Source organism: Mycobacterium marseillense, assembly GCF_010731675.1.
Taxonomy (GTDB): domain Bacteria; phylum Actinomycetota; class Actinomycetes; order Mycobacteriales; family Mycobacteriaceae; genus Mycobacterium; species Mycobacterium marseillense.
Window position 1 is genome coordinate 2,876,102 of sequence record NZ_AP022584.1, and the last position, 18,931, is coordinate 2,895,032.

Annotated in this window: 14 protein-coding genes; 8 read left to right on the forward strand and 6 right to left on the reverse strand. The window is 69.0% G+C overall.

Going from position 1 to position 18,931, the window contains the following annotated elements:
• Positions 1–56: 56 nt before the first annotated feature.
• The gene (guaA, locus tag G6N26_RS13030; RefSeq protein ID WP_179960206.1) at positions 57–1,667 is read right to left on the reverse strand and encodes a glutamine-hydrolyzing GMP synthase; all 1,611 of its coding nucleotides are present in this window, start codon (positions 1,665–1,667) and stop codon (positions 57–59) included.
• 246 nt (positions 1,668–1,913) lie between these two features.
• Here guaA and cmtR point away from each other — a divergent pair, with 246 nt between their 5' ends.
• The 6 genes from cmtR to G6N26_RS13060 all read left to right on the forward strand — a co-directional run bounded on the left by cmtR (position 1,914) and on the right by G6N26_RS13060 (position 10,111).
• The gene (gene cmtR, locus G6N26_RS13035) at positions 1,914–2,273 is read left to right on the forward strand and encodes a Cd(II)/Pb(II)-sensing metalloregulatory transcriptional regulator CmtR (RefSeq protein WP_067176008.1); all 360 of its coding nucleotides are present in this window, start codon (positions 1,914–1,916) and stop codon (positions 2,271–2,273) included.
• Between the two features lie 51 nt (positions 2,274–2,324).
• Positions 2,325–2,606 (forward strand): DUF1490 family protein, encoded by a 282-nt coding sequence (locus tag G6N26_RS13040; protein WP_083019887.1) that lies wholly within the window; start codon positions 2,325–2,327, stop codon positions 2,604–2,606.
• Between the two features lie 91 nt (positions 2,607–2,697).
• Positions 2,698–5,004: a heavy metal translocating P-type ATPase gene (locus tag G6N26_RS13045; protein WP_083019885.1), complete on the forward strand. Its 2,307-nt coding sequence runs from the start codon at positions 2,698–2,700 to the stop codon at positions 5,002–5,004.
• Between the two features lie 201 nt (positions 5,005–5,205).
• On the forward strand, positions 5,206–6,783 hold the full coding sequence (locus G6N26_RS13050) for a PPE family protein (RefSeq protein WP_083019883.1): 1,578 nt from the start codon (positions 5,206–5,208) through the stop codon (positions 6,781–6,783).
• 167 nt (positions 6,784–6,950) lie between these two features.
• Entirely contained in the window at positions 6,951–7,748 is a 798-nt protein-coding gene (locus G6N26_RS13055) for a beta-phosphoglucomutase family hydrolase (RefSeq protein WP_372460853.1), read from the forward strand.
• Positions 7,745–10,111 carry a glycoside hydrolase family 65 protein gene (locus G6N26_RS13060; protein ID WP_067176023.1) on the forward strand — a complete coding sequence of 789 codons (2,367 nt, stop codon included), beginning with the start codon at positions 7,745–7,747 and terminating at the stop codon, positions 10,109–10,111. Before G6N26_RS13055 ends, G6N26_RS13060 begins: the two co-directional genes overlap by 4 nt.
• On the opposite strand, the gene G6N26_RS13065 is transcribed toward G6N26_RS13060, so the two are convergent.
• Positions 10,105–10,680 carry a TetR/AcrR family transcriptional regulator gene (locus tag G6N26_RS13065; protein ID WP_083019881.1) on the reverse strand — a complete coding sequence of 192 codons (576 nt, stop codon included), beginning with the start codon at positions 10,678–10,680 and terminating at the stop codon, positions 10,105–10,107. The two genes, G6N26_RS13060 and G6N26_RS13065, sit on opposite strands and share 7 nt — an antisense overlap.
• Positions 10,681–10,740: 60 nt before the next feature.
• Between G6N26_RS13065 and G6N26_RS13070 the strand changes: the two genes are divergently transcribed.
• The gene (locus G6N26_RS13070; protein ID WP_067176030.1) at positions 10,741–11,643 is read left to right on the forward strand and encodes a TauD/TfdA dioxygenase family protein; all 903 of its coding nucleotides are present in this window, start codon (positions 10,741–10,743) and stop codon (positions 11,641–11,643) included.
• On the opposite strand, the gene G6N26_RS13075 is transcribed toward G6N26_RS13070, so the two are convergent.
• Together G6N26_RS13075 and G6N26_RS13080 are read right to left on the reverse strand one after the other, a co-directional pair.
• Entirely contained in the window at positions 11,640–13,376 is a 1,737-nt protein-coding gene (locus G6N26_RS13075; protein ID WP_067176033.1) for a GMC oxidoreductase, read from the reverse strand. The two genes, G6N26_RS13070 and G6N26_RS13075, sit on opposite strands and share 4 nt — an antisense overlap.
• A gap of 44 nt (positions 13,377–13,420) precedes the next feature.
• On the reverse strand, positions 13,421–15,484 hold the full coding sequence (locus G6N26_RS13080) for a molybdopterin-containing oxidoreductase family protein (protein ID WP_232067455.1): 2,064 nt from the start codon (positions 15,482–15,484) through the stop codon (positions 13,421–13,423).
• Between the two features lie 92 nt (positions 15,485–15,576).
• Here G6N26_RS13080 and G6N26_RS13085 point away from each other — a divergent pair, with 92 nt between their 5' ends.
• The gene (locus tag G6N26_RS13085; protein ID WP_083019902.1) at positions 15,577–16,194 is read left to right on the forward strand and encodes a TetR/AcrR family transcriptional regulator; all 618 of its coding nucleotides are present in this window, start codon (positions 15,577–15,579) and stop codon (positions 16,192–16,194) included.
• On the opposite strand, the gene G6N26_RS13090 is transcribed toward G6N26_RS13085, so the two are convergent.
• Both G6N26_RS13090 and guaB read right to left on the reverse strand, forming a co-directional pair.
• Positions 16,191–17,318 (reverse strand): GuaB3 family IMP dehydrogenase-related protein, encoded by a 1,128-nt coding sequence (locus G6N26_RS13090; protein WP_067176043.1) that lies wholly within the window; start codon positions 17,316–17,318, stop codon positions 16,191–16,193. The genes G6N26_RS13085 and G6N26_RS13090 overlap by 4 nt on opposite strands.
• 7 nt (positions 17,319–17,325) lie before the next feature.
• Positions 17,326–18,921, reverse strand: coding sequence for an IMP dehydrogenase (gene guaB, locus G6N26_RS13095; protein ID WP_067176046.1), 1,596 nt, complete (start codon positions 18,919–18,921; stop codon positions 17,326–17,328).
• Between the last annotated feature and the right edge of the window lie 10 nt (positions 18,922–18,931).

Genomic DNA, 18,931 nt, shown 5'->3' on the forward strand with positions numbered 1-18,931 from the left:
GCGTGGAGACTGTCAATGGCACCCCGTCGCCGGCGAGGCGCGCTACGACGAGGCGGTTACTCCCACTCGATGGTGCCCGGCGGCTTGCTGGTGATGTCCAGCACGACGCGGTTCACCTCGGCCACCTCGTTGGTGATGCGGGTCGAGATGCGCTCGAGCACCTCGTAGGGGACCCGGGTCCAGTCGGCGGTCATGGCGTCCTCGCTGGTCACCGGCCGCAGCACGATGGGGTGCCCGTAGGTGCGGTTGTCGCCCTGCACGCCGACCGAGCGCACGTCGCCGAGCAGCACCACGGGGCACTGCCAGATCAGGGTGTCCAAGGCGGCGGCCGTCAGCTCCTCGCGCGCGATCGAGTCCGCGCGCCGCAGGGTCTCCAACCGCTGCGCGGTGACCTCGCCGACGATCCGGATACCCAGGCCCGGACCCGGGAAAGGTTGGCGCGCAACGATTTCCTCCGGCAGGCCCAGCTCGCGCCCGACCGCGCGCACCTCGTCCTTGAACAGCAGCCGCAGTGGCTCGACGAGTGTGAACGTCAGGTCACCCGGCAGTCCACCGACGTTGTGGTGGCTCTTGATGTTCGCGGTGCCGGTGCCACCACCGGATTCCACCACGTCGGGATACAGCGTGCCCTGGACCAGGAACTCAACGCCGGAACCTTCGGAAGCGTTGTCCCCCACGATGTCTCGCACCGCGTCCTCGAACGCCCGGATGAATTGGCGGCCGATGATCTTGCGCTTGCCTTCGGGGTTGGTCACGCCCGCGAGCGCGTCGAGGAAGGTGTCGGCCGCGTCGACGGTCACCAGGTTGGCGCCCGTGGCGGCCACGAAGTCGCGCTGCACCTGCGCGCGCTCGCCCTCGCGCAGCAGCCCGTGGTCGACGAAGACACAGGTCAACCGGTCACCGATGGCGCGCTGCACCAGCGCGGCGGCCACCGCGGAATCCACGCCGCCGGACAGCCCGCAAATCGCATGGCCGTCCCCGACCTGGGCGCGCACCTGCTCGATCAGTGCCTCGGCGATGTTGGCGGCCGTCCAGTCCGCGCCAAGGCCGGCGAAGTCGTGCAGGAAGCGGCTGAGCACCTGCTGCCCGTGCGGGCTGTGCATCACCTCCGGGTGATACTGCACGCCGGCCAGGCGACGCGCCCGGTTCTCGAACCCGGCCACCTCCGCGCCCGCGCTGCTGGCCACTACCTCGAACCCGTCCGGCGCGGCCGTGACCGCGTCGCCGTGGCTCATCCATACCGGCTGAACGTTCGGCAAGCCCGAATGCAGCTCGCCGCCAAGCACTTTCAGTTCGGTCCGGCCGTATTCGCTGGTGCCCGTGCGGGCAACGGTCCCGCCCAGCGCCTGGGCCATGGCCTGAAACCCGTAACAGATGCCGAACACCGGCACCCCGAGATCGAACAGGGCCGGATCGAGCTGCGGGGCGCCGTCGGCGTAGACACTGGATGGCCCACCGGAGAGCACCAAGGCCAGCGGGTCCCGCGCCTTGATCTCCTCGGCCGTGGCGGTGTGCGGGATGACTTCGGAGAAAACCCTGGCCTCGCGCACGCGGCGGGCGATCAGCTGCGCGTACTGCGCGCCGAAGTCCACGACGAGCACCGGCCGGGCCGGCGGCCCGGACGCATCCGATGACTCAGTTGCCTCGGTCTCCCTCGATTCCGCCACGCAGGCGAGTCTAGTGGCCCAGCCGCGCCGGCCCCGCCCGAGAGGCCGACGGCGAAAACACGGCACGCACGGCGTCTTGGCAACTTCGCCGGAGGTGTCGCTGCGCCGCCACGAATCCACACGGCGGCCGTCGAGCTCGACATCAGCCGCATTCAACGACCGAGGGCTTCGCGACACGTAGCGTCAGCAGGGTGACAATAGTTCAGCCCTTGCTGTTATATCAGTGATCGCAGTATTGTTCAGCGCATGCTGACCTGTGATGTGCGGGAGTCCGCGCTGGCCCGGCTGGGCCGGGCGCTGGCCGACCCGACGCGCTGCCGAATCCTCGTCGCGCTACTGGATGGCGTTTGCTATCCGGGCCAGTTGGCGTCTCACCTGGGGTTGACGCGATCCAACGTGTCGAATCATCTGTCGTGCTTGCGCGGTTGCGGGCTCGTTGTCGCCTCCTACGAGGGCCGTCAGGTGCGCTATGCCCTGGCCGATAGTCACCTTGCCCGAGCCCTGGGCGAGCTGGTCCAGGTCGTTCTTGCGGTGGACACCGGCCAGCCCTGTGGCGGCGAGCAAACAACATTCGAGGACAAGGACGACGTGCCGGCCAGTCGATGAAGGGGCTCGGTGAATTGCCAATGAGAAAACAGAAGACGCGGAGGTTGAGCTGTGGTTGCACACGGGCTATTCGTTAGGGCGGCCGGGACGGTGGTGACCGGCCTGGTCGGGGTGAGCGCCTACGAGATGATGCGCAAGACGGCGGGCAAAGCTCCGGTTCACCGGGCCGCGGTGACCGCCACGGCGTGGGGCCTACGGACAACGCGACGTGCGGAGGTGGCGGCCGAGGCCGCCCGGCTGAGGGCCGCGGACGTGGTCGCGGAAGCTCGCGATCGGATCGGTGACGAGGCCTTCTTGCCGGTGCGGGCCCCAGCTGACGACGACTGCTGCTGACGGGCCCTCAGTCGATCCGCGGCGGCAGGGCTAACGGCTTTGCTGTCCGCGGTGCCCGCGTCCACATCGTTCACCGCCAGAGAGGCTGACGATGCTCACCACTGATTGTTACCGCGCTACCGGCGTCAAGCTGACCGTTGCATCGGCGACTTCGCGACGTATCCGCGTGCAAGTACCCGGGTTTCGCTTCCACGACGCACGAGTCATCGCGATCGAGGACACGGTCGGGATGATGGCCGGTGTCGAAGCCGTGCAGATTCATCCGCGCACGGCCTCGGTGGTGATTTGGCATGCACCCGAGTTCTGCGACACCGCGGCCATCCTGTCGGCAATCGCCGAGGCCGAGCACATCCCAGCGATGTCAGTGCCCGTGCGTACCCCGCGCTCGGCGGATGGCCGCAGGGCTGGTCTGGCGCAAAGAACCATCGGCTGGAGCACGCGAGTGGGGTCGGGTTCGTGCGCTGGGAAGCGAGGTCGTCTTAAGCGACCGGTGAGCGACGGCTGCTGCGACCACGACGACAACGAGGACGCACCGGAGCAGCTATGGCGGGTGGCCAAGCTGCGACGTGCCGCATTGTCCGGTGCGCTGCTAGCGGGCTCGATGATCACTGCCTGGGTCACCCCACTTGGGCCGGTCGCATTGGGCATGAACGTCCTGGCATTGGCCGTGGGGGCATCGACGTTCGTTCCGTTCAGCGTCAACCAGATGTCGCACGGTCGTATCGGTGTCGGCACGTTGATGACCATCGCTGCGGCCGGCGCCGTCGGACTCGGCCAGGTCGGCGAGGCCGCCACCCTGGCGTTTTTGTTCTCCGTCAGTGAGGGCCTGGAGGAATACGCGGTGTCGCGTACGCGGCGCGGCCTGCGCGCGTTGCTGTCGCTGGTGCCGGATGAGGCCACCGTGCTGCGCGGAGAAGATACCGAAACCGTGGTCGCCGCAGCCGACCTCCGCATTGGGGATCGGATGATCGTCAAGGCGGGCGAACGTCTGGCCACTGACGGCATCATCCGTGACGGGCGCACGGCGTTGGACGTCTCCGCGATCACCGGTGAGTCGGTACGGGCGGAGGCCGGGCCTGGTGACGAGGTGTTAGCCGGGTCGATCAACGGTTCCGGAGTGCTGGTGGTGGAGGTCACCGCGACCGCGGAGGACAACTCGCTGGCCCGCATTGTGCACATCGTGGAAGCCGAACAGGCACGCAAAAGCACTGCCCAGCGATTGGCCGACCGCATCGCGCGGCCGATGGTGCCGGGCATCATGATCGCCGGCGCCGTGATCGCCGGGGCGGGCAGCGTTTTCGGTAATTCGTTGGTCTGGATGGAGCGTGCTTTGGTGGTGTTGGTAGCGGCCTCCCCGTGCGCACTTGCCATCGCCGTCCCGGTGTCGGTCGTAGCGGCCATCGGCGCGGCCGCCAAGGTCGGCGTACTCATCAAGGGTGGTGCCGCCCTGGAAAGCCTTGGCACCGTTGGCATAATCGCCTTGGACAAGACCGGAACGCTTACAGCAAACCGGCCAGCGGTTATCGACGTCGCCACCACCAACGGCGCCAACCGCGCAGAGGTTCTGACGGTGGCGGCCGCTCTGGAGGCCCGCAGTGAACATCCTCTGGCCGCAGCCGTTCTCGCTGCGGCCGCATTGCCGATCACTGCCGCCAGGGACGTGCAAGCCATACCTGGCACGGGGTTGACTGGCCGGCTCGACGGCCACGACGTCCGATTGGGGCGACCCGGTTGGCTCGACCCGGCCGACCTCACCGATTATGTGGCCCGCATGCAACAAGGCGGCGCCACAACGATTCTCGTTGAACGTGACGAGAAATTGCTCGGTGCCATCGCCGTGCGCGACGAACTGCGCCCAGAAGCCGCCGAGGTCGTCGCCGAGCTGCGCGCCCGTAACTATCAGGTGGCGATGCTCACGGGGGACAATCAGGCCACCGCTACCGCGCTGGCCGCACAAGCCGGAATTGCCGACGTATATGCCGAACTGCGCCCTGAGGACAAAGCACGCCTCGTTGCAGAGCTACGTGCGCAGCGGCCCACCGCGATGGGGGGCGACGGCGTCAATGACGCTCCGGCTCTGGCCGCCGCCGACGTGGGAATCGCAATGGGCGTCATGGGAACCGACGTGGCCATCGAAACCGCCGACGTCGCCCTGATGGGCCAAGACCTACACCACTTGCCCCAAGCGCTGGATCATGCCCGTCGCTCCCGCCGGATCATGCTGCAAAACGTCGGGCTGTCCCTGGCGATCATCACCGTGCTGGTGCCGCTGTCGCTGTTCGGGACCCTGGGGCTGGCCACCGTCGTATTTGTGCACGAACTCACCGAAGTCGTCGTCATCGCCAACGGCGTGCGCGCCGGACGCATCAAGCGCCTGGCCGGATCGGGTGCCCCGTAGCTTCGGCGCACCGAGCACCCTTCATCCGTACCGAGTTTATGTCTTTGGTATGAGGTCCGGCCTCCAGTATTGATAACGACAATCATTTTCAATTGACTGTCTCGGTGATTCTGCACGCTCGCCCAGCCCAGGAGTTGCCGTGATGACATTGCCCGCCGCAATAGCCCCGCCAATGGCCCACCGCAGCCGAGGCGTCCGACGATGACCGCGCCGGTGTGGATGGCGTCCCCACCCGAGGTGCACTCGGCGCTGCTCAGCAGCGGCCCGGGGCCTGCGTCGCTGTTCGCCGCGGCGGCGGCGTGGAGCGCGATGGGTGCCGAATACGCCTCGGCCGCAGAAGAACTCAGCGCGCTGCTGACGGCGACACAGGCCGGTGCGTGGCAGGGGCCCAGCGCCGAATCCTACGTCGCCGCGCATGCCCCCTATCTGGCGTGGCTGACGCAGGCGGGCGCGCACAGCACCGCGGCGGCCGCGCAGCACGAGACGGCGGGCACCGCTTACACCGCGGCGTTGGCGGCGATGCCGACCCTGCCCGAGCTGACCACCAACCACGTCGTCCACGGCGCCCTGGTGGCGACGAATTTCTTTGGGATCAACACCATTCCGATCGCGGTCAACGAGGCCGACTACGCGCGGATGTGGGTCCAGGCCGCCACCACGATGGCGACCTATGAGGCCGTCTCCACCGCGACGGTGGCGGCCGTACCGCCGACCGACCCGGCGCCGCCCATTGTGAAGTCCGAGGCCATCGCGCACGACGACCACGAGGAGGACGACGACCACCACGACCACGAGCACGGGTTCGACAGCCCGCTGAACCAGTTCGTCGCCCAGATCCTGCGGCTGTTCGGCATCGACTGGGATCCGGTCGAGGGCACCCTCAACGGCCTGCCCTACGAGGCCTACACCAATCCCGGGGACGTGATGTGGTGGGTGGTCCGGGCCCTCGAATTGTTTTCGGATTTCCAGCAGTTCGGGGCGCTGTTGCAGGAAAACCCGGCGGCGGCTTTCGAGTTCATCACCAACCTCGTGCTGCTCGACTGGCCGACGCACCTGGCCCAGCTCGCCAGTTGGCTCCCGACGCAGCCCCAGTTGCTGTTGCTGCCGATGCTCGTCGCCGCGGCCCCCTTCGGGGCGCTGGCCGGCTTCGCGGGCCTGGCCGCGCCGGCACCCCCGGCCGCGCCCGCCGCGGTGCCGGTGGCCCCGCCCGCCCTCGCACCGCCCGGCCTGCCGGCGGCGCCCGGCATGAGCCCCGTCGCTGCGCCCGCCGCGGCGGTCGCGCCGGCACCGGCGCCCGCGCCCGCGCCCGCGGCCGGCACGGTGGCCAGCCCGGCACCGCCCGCGCCGCCGGCCTCCGGCACAGTCCCCTTCGTGCCCCCGTACGCCCTCGCGCCGCCCGGCATCGGGTTCGGTTCGGGAATGAGCGCACGCGCCCCCGCCGGTGCGAAAAGACAGGCGCCCGAACCTGATTCGGCCGCGGCCACCACCGCGGCGGCCGCGCGGGTGGCCGGGCGGGCCCGGCGGCGCCGGCGGGGCCGCCGACGCGGCCACGGCGACGAGTTCATGGACATGAACGTCGACGTCGATCCGGACTGGAACGACCCGGCGACGACGGCGTCGCACGGCGGCGCCGGAAACCTGGGCTTCGCCGGCACGGCGAGCAAGAAACCCGTCGCAGCGACGGGCCTGGCCACCCTGGCCGGCGACGACTTCGGCGACGCCCCCCGCATGCCGATGATCCCGGGCACCTGGCCCCCGGAGCACGGCAGCGGGCGTTGAGGCCGCCCGCGGCGAAATAAGCCGCGGCACAGCGTAATAGGCGTTGACCGGCGGCCCACCGCACCCGCCGGCACTGCAGCTGCCTCCGTCCTCGGGACCCCCGCGGGTCGACCCGGCCGCGGCCACAGACGCCGAAACGCTGGCGGCACACATGGCGACATGGTGGAGTGGGTATCGGTCAACCAGCCCCCGAGACCAGAAAGCGAGGACCGCCGGTGAGCTCAGAGCTGGGTCTGCCAGAAAAGGTGCGCGCCTGCCTGTTCGACCTCGACGGCGTGCTCACCGACACCGCCAGTGTGCACACCAAGGCCTGGAAGGCCATGTTCGACGCCTACCTGTCCGACCGGGCCAAGCGCACCGGCGATGAATTCGTCCCGTTCGACGCGGCCGCGGATTACCGCAAATACGTGGACGGCAAGAAGCGCGAGGACGGGGTCCGGTCGTTTCTGGACAGCCGCGGCATCGAGCTGCCCGACGGCAGCCCCGACGACCCCGACGACGCCGAGACCATCTACGGCCTGGGCAACCGCAAGAACGACATGTTCCAGAAGGTCCTCAAGCAGGACGGCGTCAAGGTGTTCGACGGGTCGCGGCGCTATCTGGAGGCGGCGTCGGCCGCGGGCCTCGGCATCGCGGTGGTGTCGTCGAGCGCCAACACCCGCGACGTCCTCGAGGTCACCGGCCTGGACCGGTTCGTGCAGCAGCGGGTGGACGGCATCACCCTGCGCCAGGAGCACATCGCCGGCAAGCCGGCGCCCGACTCCTACCTGCGCGGGGCGCAACTGCTCGACGTCCCCGCCGGGGCGGCGGCCGTGTTCGAAGACGCCTTGTCCGGGGTGGCCGCCGGCCGAGCCGGTAACTTCGGTTTCGTGATAGGTGTCGACAGAGTGGGCCAAGCCGAAGACTTACGCCGCAACGGCGCGGACGTGGTGGTCAGCGACCTCGCCGAGTTGCTGAAGTCATGATCACCGACGAATCGTTTCCCGTTGACCCATGGCACGTTCGCGAAACCCAGCTCGACCTCAACCTGCTGGCCCAGTCGGAATCCCTGTTCACCCTGTCCAATGGGCACATCGGGCTGCGCGGCAACCTCGATGAGGGCGAGCCCTACGGCCTGCCGGGCACCTACCTGAACTCCTTCTACGAGATCCGGCCGCTGCCCTACGCCGAAGCCGGCTACGGCTACCCGGAAGCCGGCCAGACCCTGGTCGACGTCACCAACGGCAAGATCATCCGGCTGCTGGTCGAGGACGAGCCCTTCGACGTGCGCTACGGCGAACTGATCTCCCACGAGCGCGATCTCGACCTGCGCGCCGGAACGCTGAAGCGAACCGCGCACTGGCGCTCGCCGGCGGGCAAAGAGGTCAAGGTGGTCTCCACCCGGCTCGTCTCGCTGCCCCACCGCGGCCTGGCCGCCATCGAGTACGTCGTGGAGGCGGTCGGCGAGTTCGTGCGCGTCACGGTGCAATCCGAACTGGTCACCAACGAGGACCAGCCGCAGACCTCCGGCGACCCGCGCGTGTCGGCCATCCTGGAGAACCCCCTCGAAGAGGTCGCCCACGAAAACACCGACACCGGAGCGGTTCTCATGCACCGCACCCGCAGCAGCGCGCTGATGATGGCCGCCGGCATGGATCACGAGGTCGAGGTTCCCGGGCGCGTCGAGGTCAGCACCGATGCGCGCGCCGATCTGGCCCGCACCACCGTGATCTGCGGGCTGCGCGAGGGCCAGAAGCTGCGCATCGTCAAATACATGGCCTACGGCTGGTCGAGCATGCGCTCGCGCCCGGCGCTGCGCGACCAGGTCGCCGCCGCGCTGCACGGCGGCCGCTACAGCGGGTGGCAGGGGCTGCTGGAATCGCAACGGAAGTATCTGGACAACTTCTGGGACTGCGCGGACGTCGAGGTCGAGGGCGACCCCGAATCCCAGCAGGCCGTGCGCTTCGGGCTCTTTCACCTGTTGCAGGCCAGCGCCCGCGCCGAACGCCGCGCCATCGCCGCCAAAGGGCTCACCGGAACCGGCTATGACGGGCACGCCTTCTGGGACACCGAGGGCTACGTGCTGCCGGTGCTGACCTACACCGCGCCGCACACGGTGGCCGATGCGCTGCGGTGGCGGGCGTCCACCCTGGATCTGGCCAAGGAGCGCGCGGCCGAACTGGGCCTGGAGGGCGCCGCCTTCCCGTGGCGGACCATCCGGGGTCAGGAGTGCTCGGCGTACTGGCCGGCCGGCACGGCGGCCTGGCACATCAACGCCGACATCGCGATGGCCTTCGAGCGCTACCGCGTCGTCACCGGCGACAACGACCTGGAGGCCGATTGCGGCCTGCACGTGCTGGTTGAGACCGCCCGGCTGTGGCTCTCGCTCGGCCATCACGACCGGCACGGCGTCTGGCACCTCGACGGCGTCACCGGCCCCGACGAGTACACCGCGGTCGTCCGCGACAACGCCTTCACCAACCTGATGGCCGCGCACAACCTGCACACGGCCGCCGACGCCTGCAACCGCCATCCCGACGCGGCCAAGGCGCTGGGGGTCACCACCGAGGAGGCGGCCGCGTGGCGCGACGCCGCCGACGCCGCCCACATCCCCTACGACGAGGGCCTGGGCGTCCATCAGCAGTGCGAGGGGTTCACCACCTACGCCGAATGGGACTTCGAGAAGAACACCACCTACCCACTGCTGCTGCACGAGGCCTACGTGCGGCTCTACCCCGCGCAGGTGATCAAGCAGGCCGACCTCGTGCTGGCGATGCACTGGCAGAGCCACGCTTTCACGCCCGAACAGAAGGCCCACAACGTCGACTACTACGAGCCGCGCATGGTGCGCGACTCGTCGTTGTCGGCCTGCACCCAGGCGGTGATGTGCGCCGAGGTCGGGCATCTGGAGCTGGCGCACGACTACGCCTACGAGGCCGCGCTGATCGACCTGCGCGATCTGCACCACAACACCCGCGACGGTCTGCACATGGCCTCACTCGCCGGCGCCTGGACCGCGCTGGTGTCCGGGTTCGGTGGCCTGCGCGACGACGAGGGCGTGCTATCGCTGGATCCTGCGCTGCCCGACGGGATTTCGCGGTTGCGGTTCCGGCTGCGGTGGCGCGACTTCCGGGTCACCATCGACGCCAACCACGTCGACGTCACGTACACCCTGCGCGACGGGCCCGGCGGCGAGCTGACCATCCGGCACGCCGGCGAGGACCTCGAGCTGAGCACCGAATCCCCGACGACGGTCGCCGTGCGTCCCCGCAAGCCGCTCCTGCCCCCGCCGAGCCAGCCGCTGGGCCGTGCGCCCATGCACCGGCGGGTCCTGTCGCGGCCTCACTGAGGGTCGGCGGGCCCGAGAATCCGCTCGACTTCGGCGCCCACCGCGGCGCGTAGTTCGGCGTCGGTCAGCTCTTCGATCCCGGTCGCCGAGCGCAGGACGGGCGCGAACAACCGCCAACCGAACTGCAGGGCAAGGGCATTGGCGACCGCCAGTCGCGCGTTGACCTCGTCGTCGTAGAGGGGCCGCACCCCGTCGAGCAGGGTCGCGATGTTGGGGAAGCGCTTCTGCAGCTGCCCCGCCGGATACCCGTCGAGCACGGTGCGCGCCATCACCCGCATCTGGCGGTCCAGGGACCGCTGCACCACCTCCGCGGGCGTGTCGGTCTCGAGCAGGGTGCTCAGGTTGGCCCCCAGGTGGTCGAGCACGGCGCCGACGAGTTGTTCCTTGGTGCCGAAATGCCGGAACACCAGCCCGTGGTTGACGCCTGCCCGCGCGGCGATGTCGCGGATGGACGTCGCCGCCGGGCCGCGCTCGGCGAACAGATCGGTGGCGGCCTCGAGGATCGCCGCGGCCACTTCCGCGCGCCCGGTCGGCCCTTTCCCGCGGCCCCTTGCGGAAGTTGTAGTCATCTGACTACACTACCAAATGTAGTCAGTTGACTACACCCGTTTTGACTCAAGGAAGACGACATGACAGGTCAGATAACCGTCACCAAGCTGGGAAGCCGGATCGGCGCCCGCGTCGACGGCGTGAGCCTCGGCGGCCACCTGGACGACGCCGCGGTCGAGACGATCCGCCAGGCGCTGTTGACGCACAAAGTCATCTTCTTTCGCCACCAGCACCAACTCGACGACGCACAGCAGCTCGACTTCGCCCGCCTGCTGGGCACCCCCATCGGGCACCCGGCCGCGTCCGCCCTGGCCGCCAAGCACATGCCGGTGATCACGCCGATCGACTCCGAGTACGGCAAGGCGACCCGCTGGCACACCGACGTGACGTTCGCCGCCAATTATCCGGCGGCCTCGATCCTGCGTGCGGTCAACCTGCCCAGCTACGGCGGCTCGACGCTGTGGGCCTCCACCGTGGCGGCCTACCAGGATCTGCCCGAACCGCTGAAGCACCTGGTGGAAAACCTCTGGGCGCTGCACACCAACCGCTATGACTACGTGTCCACCGAGGCCGTCATGTCGATGAGCGACACGCAGCGGGCGTTTCGGCAGGCCTTCGAGAAGCCGGACTTCCGCACCGAGCATCCCGTGGTGCGGGTGCACCCGGAGACCGGCGAACGCGCGCTGCTGGCCGGCGATTTCGTGCGCGGCTTCGTGGGCCTGGACAGCCACGAGTCGAGCGTGCTGCTGGAGCTGCTGCAACGGCGAATCACCATGCCGGAGAACACCATTCGCTGGAGCTGGGCGCCGGGCGACGTCGCCATGTGGGACAACCGCGCGACCCAGCACCGGGCGATCGACGACTACGACGACCAGCCCCGGCTCATGCACCGCATCACGCTGATGGGCGACGTGCCGGTCAACGTGCGCGGCGAGCGCAGCCGGGTGGTCAGCGGCACCCCGCTCGAGGTGCTGGCCAGTTAACCCACCGAGCTGACCGGATCCACCGGTGACCAGCGCAGCGCACCCGGGGCGAAGAGGGGCACCCGCGGGTGCGCCGGCGCTATCGGATCCAGCCGGCGATACGGCTCGCCCTGCATCGGGCGCTGGTCGTTCTCGCCGTTGTTCGGCCACAGCGAGGCGGCCCGCTCGGCCTGGGCGGTGATGGACAACGACGGGTTCACGCCCAGGTTCGCCGAGATGGCGGCGCCGTCCACCACAAACAGCGTCGGGTAGCCGTAGACCCGGTGATAGGGGTCGATGACCCCGTGGTCGGCGTTGTCGCCGATCACCGCACCGCCGAGGAAGTGCGCGGTCAGCGGGATGTTGAGCAGCTCTCCCCAGGTGCCGCCGGCCACGCCGTCGATCTTGGCGGCGATGCGGCGGGTGACCTCGTTGCCGACCGGGATCCACGTCGGGTTCGGCTCGCCGTGTCCCTGCTTGCTCGTGTACCAGCGGATGCCGAGCTTGCCGCGTTTGGTGAACGTGGTGATCGAGTTGTCCAGGTGCTGCATCACCAGCGCGATCATGGTGCGCTCGCTCCACTGGCGGGCGTTGAGCAGCCGCAGCGTGCCGCGCGGGTCCTCGCGGGCGGTCCGAAGCAACTGCTTCCAGCGCGGTACGTCGGTGCCTTCCGGTCCGGGACCGTCGGTCATCAACGTCTGCAGGAGCCCCATCGCGTTGGAGCCCTTGCCGTAGCGGACCGGTTCGATGTGGGTGTCCGACGTCGGGTGGATCGACGACGTGATCGCCACCCCGTGTGTCAGGTCGAGGTTCGGGTCGACCTCGAGCTTCCCGGCGCCGACGATGGACTCGGAGTTGGTGCGGGTCAGCACGCCGAGGCGTTTGGAAAGCCGGGGCAGCCGGCCCTCGTCGCGCATCTTGAACAGCAGGTGCTGGGTGCCCCACGTCCCGGCGGCCAGGATCAGGTGCTTGGCCGTGTAGGTGCGCCGGTCGCGGCGCAGCCAACTGCCGGTGCGCACCGTGCGGACCTCCCACAGGCCGTCGGGGCGTTGCTCGAACCGCTTGACCGTCGTCATCGGAATCACTTGCGCGCCACCGGATTCCGCGAGATAAAGGTAGTTCTTCAGCAGGGTGTTCTTGGCGCCGTAGCGGCACCCGGTCATGCAGCAGCCGCACTCCAGGCAGCCGGTGCGCTCGGGTCCCGCGCCGCCGAAGAACGGGTCCGGCACGGTCTTGCCCGGCGCCTTGGTGCCGTCGGGGCCGAAGAACACCCCGACCGGCGTCGGCACGAACGTGTCGCCGCAGCCCATGTCGTCGGCGACCTGTTTGACGACGCGGTCGGCGTCGGTGAAGGTCGGGTTCTCCACCACACCCAGCATGCGTCGCGCCTGGTCGTAGTGCGGCATCAGCTCGTCGCGCCAGTCGGTGATGTGCGACCACTGCTGGTCTTTGAAGAACGGCTCCGGCGGCACATACAGCGTGTTGGCGTAGTTCAGCGAGCCGCCCCCCACTCCGGCGCCGGCCAGGATCAACACGTTCTTCAGCGGGTGAATGCGCTGAATCCCGTAGCAACCCAGCTTCGGTGCCCACAAGAACTTGCGCAGATCCCAGGACGTCTCGGCGAAGTCCTCGTCGGAGAACCGGCGCCCGGCCTCCAATACGCCCACGCGGTAGCCCTTTTCGGTCAGCCGCAACGCGCTGACGCTGCCCCCGAAACCCGAACCGATGATCAGTACGTCGTAATCCGGCTTCATCGCACCAGTATGGCCTTACCCGCTGGTAACAAGCCAGCGTGGCCCTACCCGAGCGTTGCGATGACCTGCGGCGCGTCGGCGGTCGGTCGGATGCCGGGGGCGGTTGCGGCCTGCACGCTGACCGCGACCCCGGAGTAGTGCGTCATCCCCGTGATGGGATCGAGCTCATCTTTGCTGGTGAGCAGATTGACGTTGGCTCGGTGCGCGTGTCCGTGAGGTATCGACACCGCTCCGCGCCGGATGGCCGGATCGATTTTGGCGACCCCGATCAGCTCCCCGCTGGCACTACGCACGGTGACTTCTTGGTGATCGACGACGCCCGCCGCCGCAGCGTCGTCCGGATGCATGAGGACTTCGGACGGCTCGCCGAGGTACTCCAACTGTGAGTTCAACATGCTGCGCTGGCGCCGAGGCACCAGGACCAGCGGGGCGGGCTGCTCCAGCGTGGCCAGCTGATCGACCAGTATCGCCGGCGCCAGCCGCCACCCACCGAGCCGCTCGATGTGTCGGTCGACCCAGGGCGCCGGCAACTCGTGGCCCACCCGCACGCAGCGTTGCTCGATGAGATCCTCCATCGGCAGGCGCGCACCCGCGGTCACGCCCGCCAGCATCGCGTCGTCGGTGATCGGCTGGCTGGTGTCGGCGAGTACGTGGCCGAGGCGCTGTCCGAGTTCGGCCAGCACCCACCAGGTCGAGCGGCGGTCTCCTATCGGATCGACGACCGCCGGAGTGTATTGCGCGCCAACCTGTGTCAGCAGCACGTCCCACAGCGTCACGTCGGGCCGCTCCAGCTGGTCTGTGGTGGCCAGCACATGAGTGGACAGCTCCGTCGTCTCGTTTCCGATGATCTCGAGGGTGGCCAACACGTCGAGCTTGCGCAGCGCCGCCGTCAGCTCGCCGGCGTTGGGGAAGGCGGTGACCATGCTGCCGCCCAGATTCAGCACGGCGCGGATATTGCCGGCACTGATCTCGTCGGGCAGGGCCGCGCAGGGCCATTCATCGAGCATCGAACGCAATTCGGGACGGCTGCGAGGGCCGGGTCCGAACGATCCGTCGGGCCCGGAGATCGGTAACTCGAACGTTTCCAGCTGGTACCAGTATCCGGGGTGGAACCAGAAGCCGCCCGGGCGGTTGAGCGACCCGGTCACGGCCATCAACGCGTAGGCGAGCCACTGGGTTACGTTCGCGGTGGCCGACATGGTCACGCCCGTTCCGGTTTCTACGGCTATCCGCCCGGTGTGACGCACCGCCGCCAGCAGCTCCGCGAGCCCGACCGGGTCGGCGTCGGTCAGCTCGGTGGTGCGGTCCAGTGTGAACGGTGCCACCGCCGTCGCCAGCGCGTCGCTGTCCGCGGTGTGGCGCCGCACAAACTCGCGATCGGCACCATCGGAGAGCAGCTCTCGCACCAGAAACGCCAACACCGCATAGTCGGTACCCGGTCGCGGTGCCAGGTGACCGGTCGCCATTCGCGCCGTCTCGGTATGGCGAGGGTCGACAACCCACAACTGCCCCCGACCGGTCAGTCCGCGCAGATACCCCCTCGGGTTCGGCATCGCGATGTTATGGCCGTGCGAGACAACGGGATTGGTACCGACCAACAGAAGCAGGTCGGCGTTGTCGTAGTCGGGGCGTCCGGACAGCGCCGACGTCCCGCCCATCAGGTCCGCGATCAACACCTTGGCGGTGCCGTCAATGGTCATGGGACTGAATTTCGCCGGAGTGCCGATGGCGGCGTGCAACCCCTGGGCCATCCGGTACCCGGTGGTGTCCATACCCAGGCCGCTGCCGAAGAAAATGCCGACCGAACCGGGCCCGTGGCGATCGATGACCTGGCGCAACCGTTCGCCCAGATCATCGAGGCACTCCTGCCACGTGGTGGGCACCAAGGCGTCGTCAACCCGCATCATCGGGCGGTCGAGCCGGTGCGGGTGGTGGTGCATCTTCCCCAGCGAACGCCCCTTCGGGCAGGTGTAACCCTTCGACCGCGGATGTTCCCGATCGCCGCGCACGTCGACCACGGTGTCACCGTCGACGTCGACGAGAATCCCGCAGACCGTCGTGCAGATTCGGCAGAAGCTTCGTATCGTGCGCACGCCCTCGGCAGCCAACCGCGTCCTCCTTGGTGGTCCTGGCCACTCACCCGAAATGTAGACAGTGACAACAATGATGTCAATGACTACATCTTGGTAATGTGCCCGTCGTGGACGATCGGCGGTACCACCACGGCTCCCTCCGGGCGGCACTGCTGTCCGAGGCCGAGAAAACGCTGCGTAAATCCGGCGTCGACGGCTTGTCGTTACGGGAGCTGGCCCGCGCGGTCGGCGTCAGTCACAGCGCCCCGCGCCGACACTTCGACGACAAAGCGGCGATGCTCGAAGCGCTCGTCATCGATGGTTTCGACCGGCTCGGCCGCGCCCTGGCGAAAGCAGCCGAGCCCGACGGACGCGACTTCGTCACGTCTCTGAGCGACGTCGCGGTGGCCTATGTTCGGTTCGCCACCGATAACCCCGCGTTGGTCGAGCTGATGTCGGCCAGGAGGTATCTGGCGAACGCCTCCGATGAACTTGCCCGCGCCCGGGACGCGAGCTTCGCGCCGGTGACGAACCTTGTCGCCGCCGGGCAGGCGGACGGTGAGCTGGTCGCCGGCGACCTGCAGAGGATCGGGACCGTACTCTTTGCCACCCTGCACGGGATCGCGACCATGGCGAACAACAAAATGATCGATCCACTCGAGGACAGACTGATATTCGACGTGGTTGCGTCGCTGCTGGAGGGGCTGGCGCCGCGCGGGCGGACCGGGCGGCCCGACGGCAACTAGCTCCCGACGGTCAGGCCGACCTTCTGGAACTCCTTGAGGTCGCAATAGCCGGCCTTGGCCATCGACCGGCGCAGGCCGCCGACCAGGTTGAGGCTGCCGAAGGGGTCGTCGGACGGCCCGCTCAGCACCTGCCGCAGCGGCGGGCGTTCACCGACGGCGATCTGCAGCAGCGCCCCGCGCGGCAACGACGGGTGCGCGGCCGCGGCCGGCCAGAACCAGCCCTCGCCGAGCGCCTCGGCGGCCTCGGCGAGCGGCGTGCCCAGCACCACCGCGTCGGCGCCGCAGGCGATGGCCTTCGCCAGCTCGCCCGAAGTGTGGATGTCGCCGTCGGCCAGCACGTGCACATAGCGACCGCCGGTCTCGTCGAGGTACTCGCGGCGCGCGGCGGCGGCGTCGGCGATCGCGGTGGCCATCGGCACGCTGATGCCCAGCACCTCGTCGCTGGTGGTCACCCCCCGGGTGGCGCCGTAGCCGACGATGACGCCGGCGGCGCCGGTGCGCATGAGGTGCAGCGCGGTGCGATGGTCCTGCACGCCGCCGGCGACCACCGGCACGTCGAGCTCGGAGATGAAGGTCTTGAGATTCAGCGGCTCCCCATCGCTGGCGACCCGCTCGGCCGAGACGATGGTGCCCTGGATGACCAGCAGGTCGATGCCGGCCTGCAGCAACACCGGGGTGAGCGCCTGGGCGTTTTGCGGGCTGACCCGCACCGCGGTGGTGACGCCGGCCTCCCGGATGCGGGCCACGGCCGAGCCCAGCAGGTCCGGGTTCAGCGGGGCGGCGTGGAATTCCTGCAGCAGCCGGATCGCCGCCGAGGGTTCGGGTTCCTTGCTGGCGGCCTCGACCAGCTGGGCGATCTTGGCCTCGACATCGGCGTGCCGGCCGATCAGTCCCTCGCCGTTGAGCACGCCCAGCCCGCCGAGGCGGCCCAGCTCGATCGCGAACTCCGGCGACACCAGCGCATCGGTCGGATGCGCCAGCACCGGGATCTCGAACCGGTAGGCGTCGAGCTGCCAGGCGGTCGAGACGTCCTGCGACGACCGGGTGCGCCGGGACGCCACGATGCTGACTTCGCTCAGTTCATAACTGCGACGGGCGGTGCGGCCCATCCCGATCTCGACCATCTGGGCCTCAGCGCGCGTAGTAGTTGGGGGCTTCGACCGTCATGGCGACGTCGTGCGGGTGGCTTTCCCGCAGCCCGGCCGCCGTGATCCGGACGAACTGGGCCTGCTGCAATTCCTCGATGGTCGACGCGCCGGTGTAGCCCATCGCCGCGCGCAGGCCGCCGGTCAGCTGGTGAATCACCGAGGACAGCGGACCGCGGAATGGCACCCGGCCCTCGATGCCCTCGGGCACCAGCTTGTCTTCGGAGAGCGCGTCGTCGGCGAAGTAGCGGTCCTTGGAGTACGACTTTCCGGTGCCGGAGCCCCGGCCCGCCATGGCCCCCAGCGATCCCATGCCGCGGTAGCTCTTGAACTGCTTGCCGTTGACGAAGATCAGCTCGCCGGGCGCCTCGGCGGTGCCGGCCAGCAGCGAACCCAGCATGGCGGTCGACGCCCCGGCGGCCAGCGCCTTGGCGATATCGCCGGAGTACTGCAGCCCGCCGTCGGCGATCACCGGCACCCCGGCCGGCCCGCAGGCGGCGACGGCTTCCAGGATCGCGGTGATCTGCGGCGCCCCGACACCGGCCACCACCCGCGTGGTGCAGATCGACCCCGGTCCCACGCCCACCTTCACGGCGTCGGCGCCGGCGGCGACCAGCGCGGCGGCGGCCGAGCGGGTGGCGACGTTGCCGCCGATCACCTCGACGCGATCGCCCGCCTCGGCCTTGAGCTTGCCGACCATGTCGAGCACCAGCCGGTTGTGTGCGTGCGCGGTGTCCACGATCAGCACGTCCACGCCGGCATCGACCAGCATCATGGCGCGCACCCAGGCGTCGCCGCCGACGCCGACGGCCGCGCCCACCAGCAGCCGGCCGTCGCTGTCCTTGGTGGCCAGCGGGTGCTGTTCGGTCTTGACGAAGTCTTTGACGGTGATGAGCCCGGTCAGCCGGCCGTGGCCGTCGACGATGGGCAGCTTCTCGATCTTGTGGCGCCGCAACAAACCCAGCGCCGCGTCGGCGGACACGCCCTCCTGCGCGGTGATCAGCGGGGCCTTGGTCATCACCTCGGCGACCTTCTTGGTCTGGTCGACCTCGAAGCGCATGTCGCGGTTGGTGATGATGCCGACGAGCGCGCCAGTCTCGTCGACCACCGGCAGGCCCGAGATGCGGAAGCGGGCGCACAGCGCGTCGACCTGGGCCAGCGTGTTGTCCGGGCGGCAGGTGACCGGGTCGGTGACCATGCCGGCCTCGGAGCGCTTGACCATCTCGACCTGGCCGGCCTGTTCGGCGACCGGCAGGTTGCGGTGCAGCACACCCATGCCGCCGGCGCGCGCCATCGCGATCGCCATCCGCGACTCGGTGACGGTGTCCATCGCCGAACTCACCAGCGGCACCTTGAGCCTGATCTTCTTGGTGAGCTGACTGGAGGTGTCGGCGGTGGCGGGGACCACGTCGGACGCGGCGGGCAGCAACAGGACGTCGTCGAACGTCAGTCCCAGCATCGCGATCTTGTGCGGGTTGTCGCCCCCTGTGGGCACCGGGTCATCGACCAGGCCACCCACCCGCACATAGGGACTGCCTACGAGGTCAGAGCTGTCTTCCAGGTGGGACGTGCCACGGGTCATCAGTGGGGCC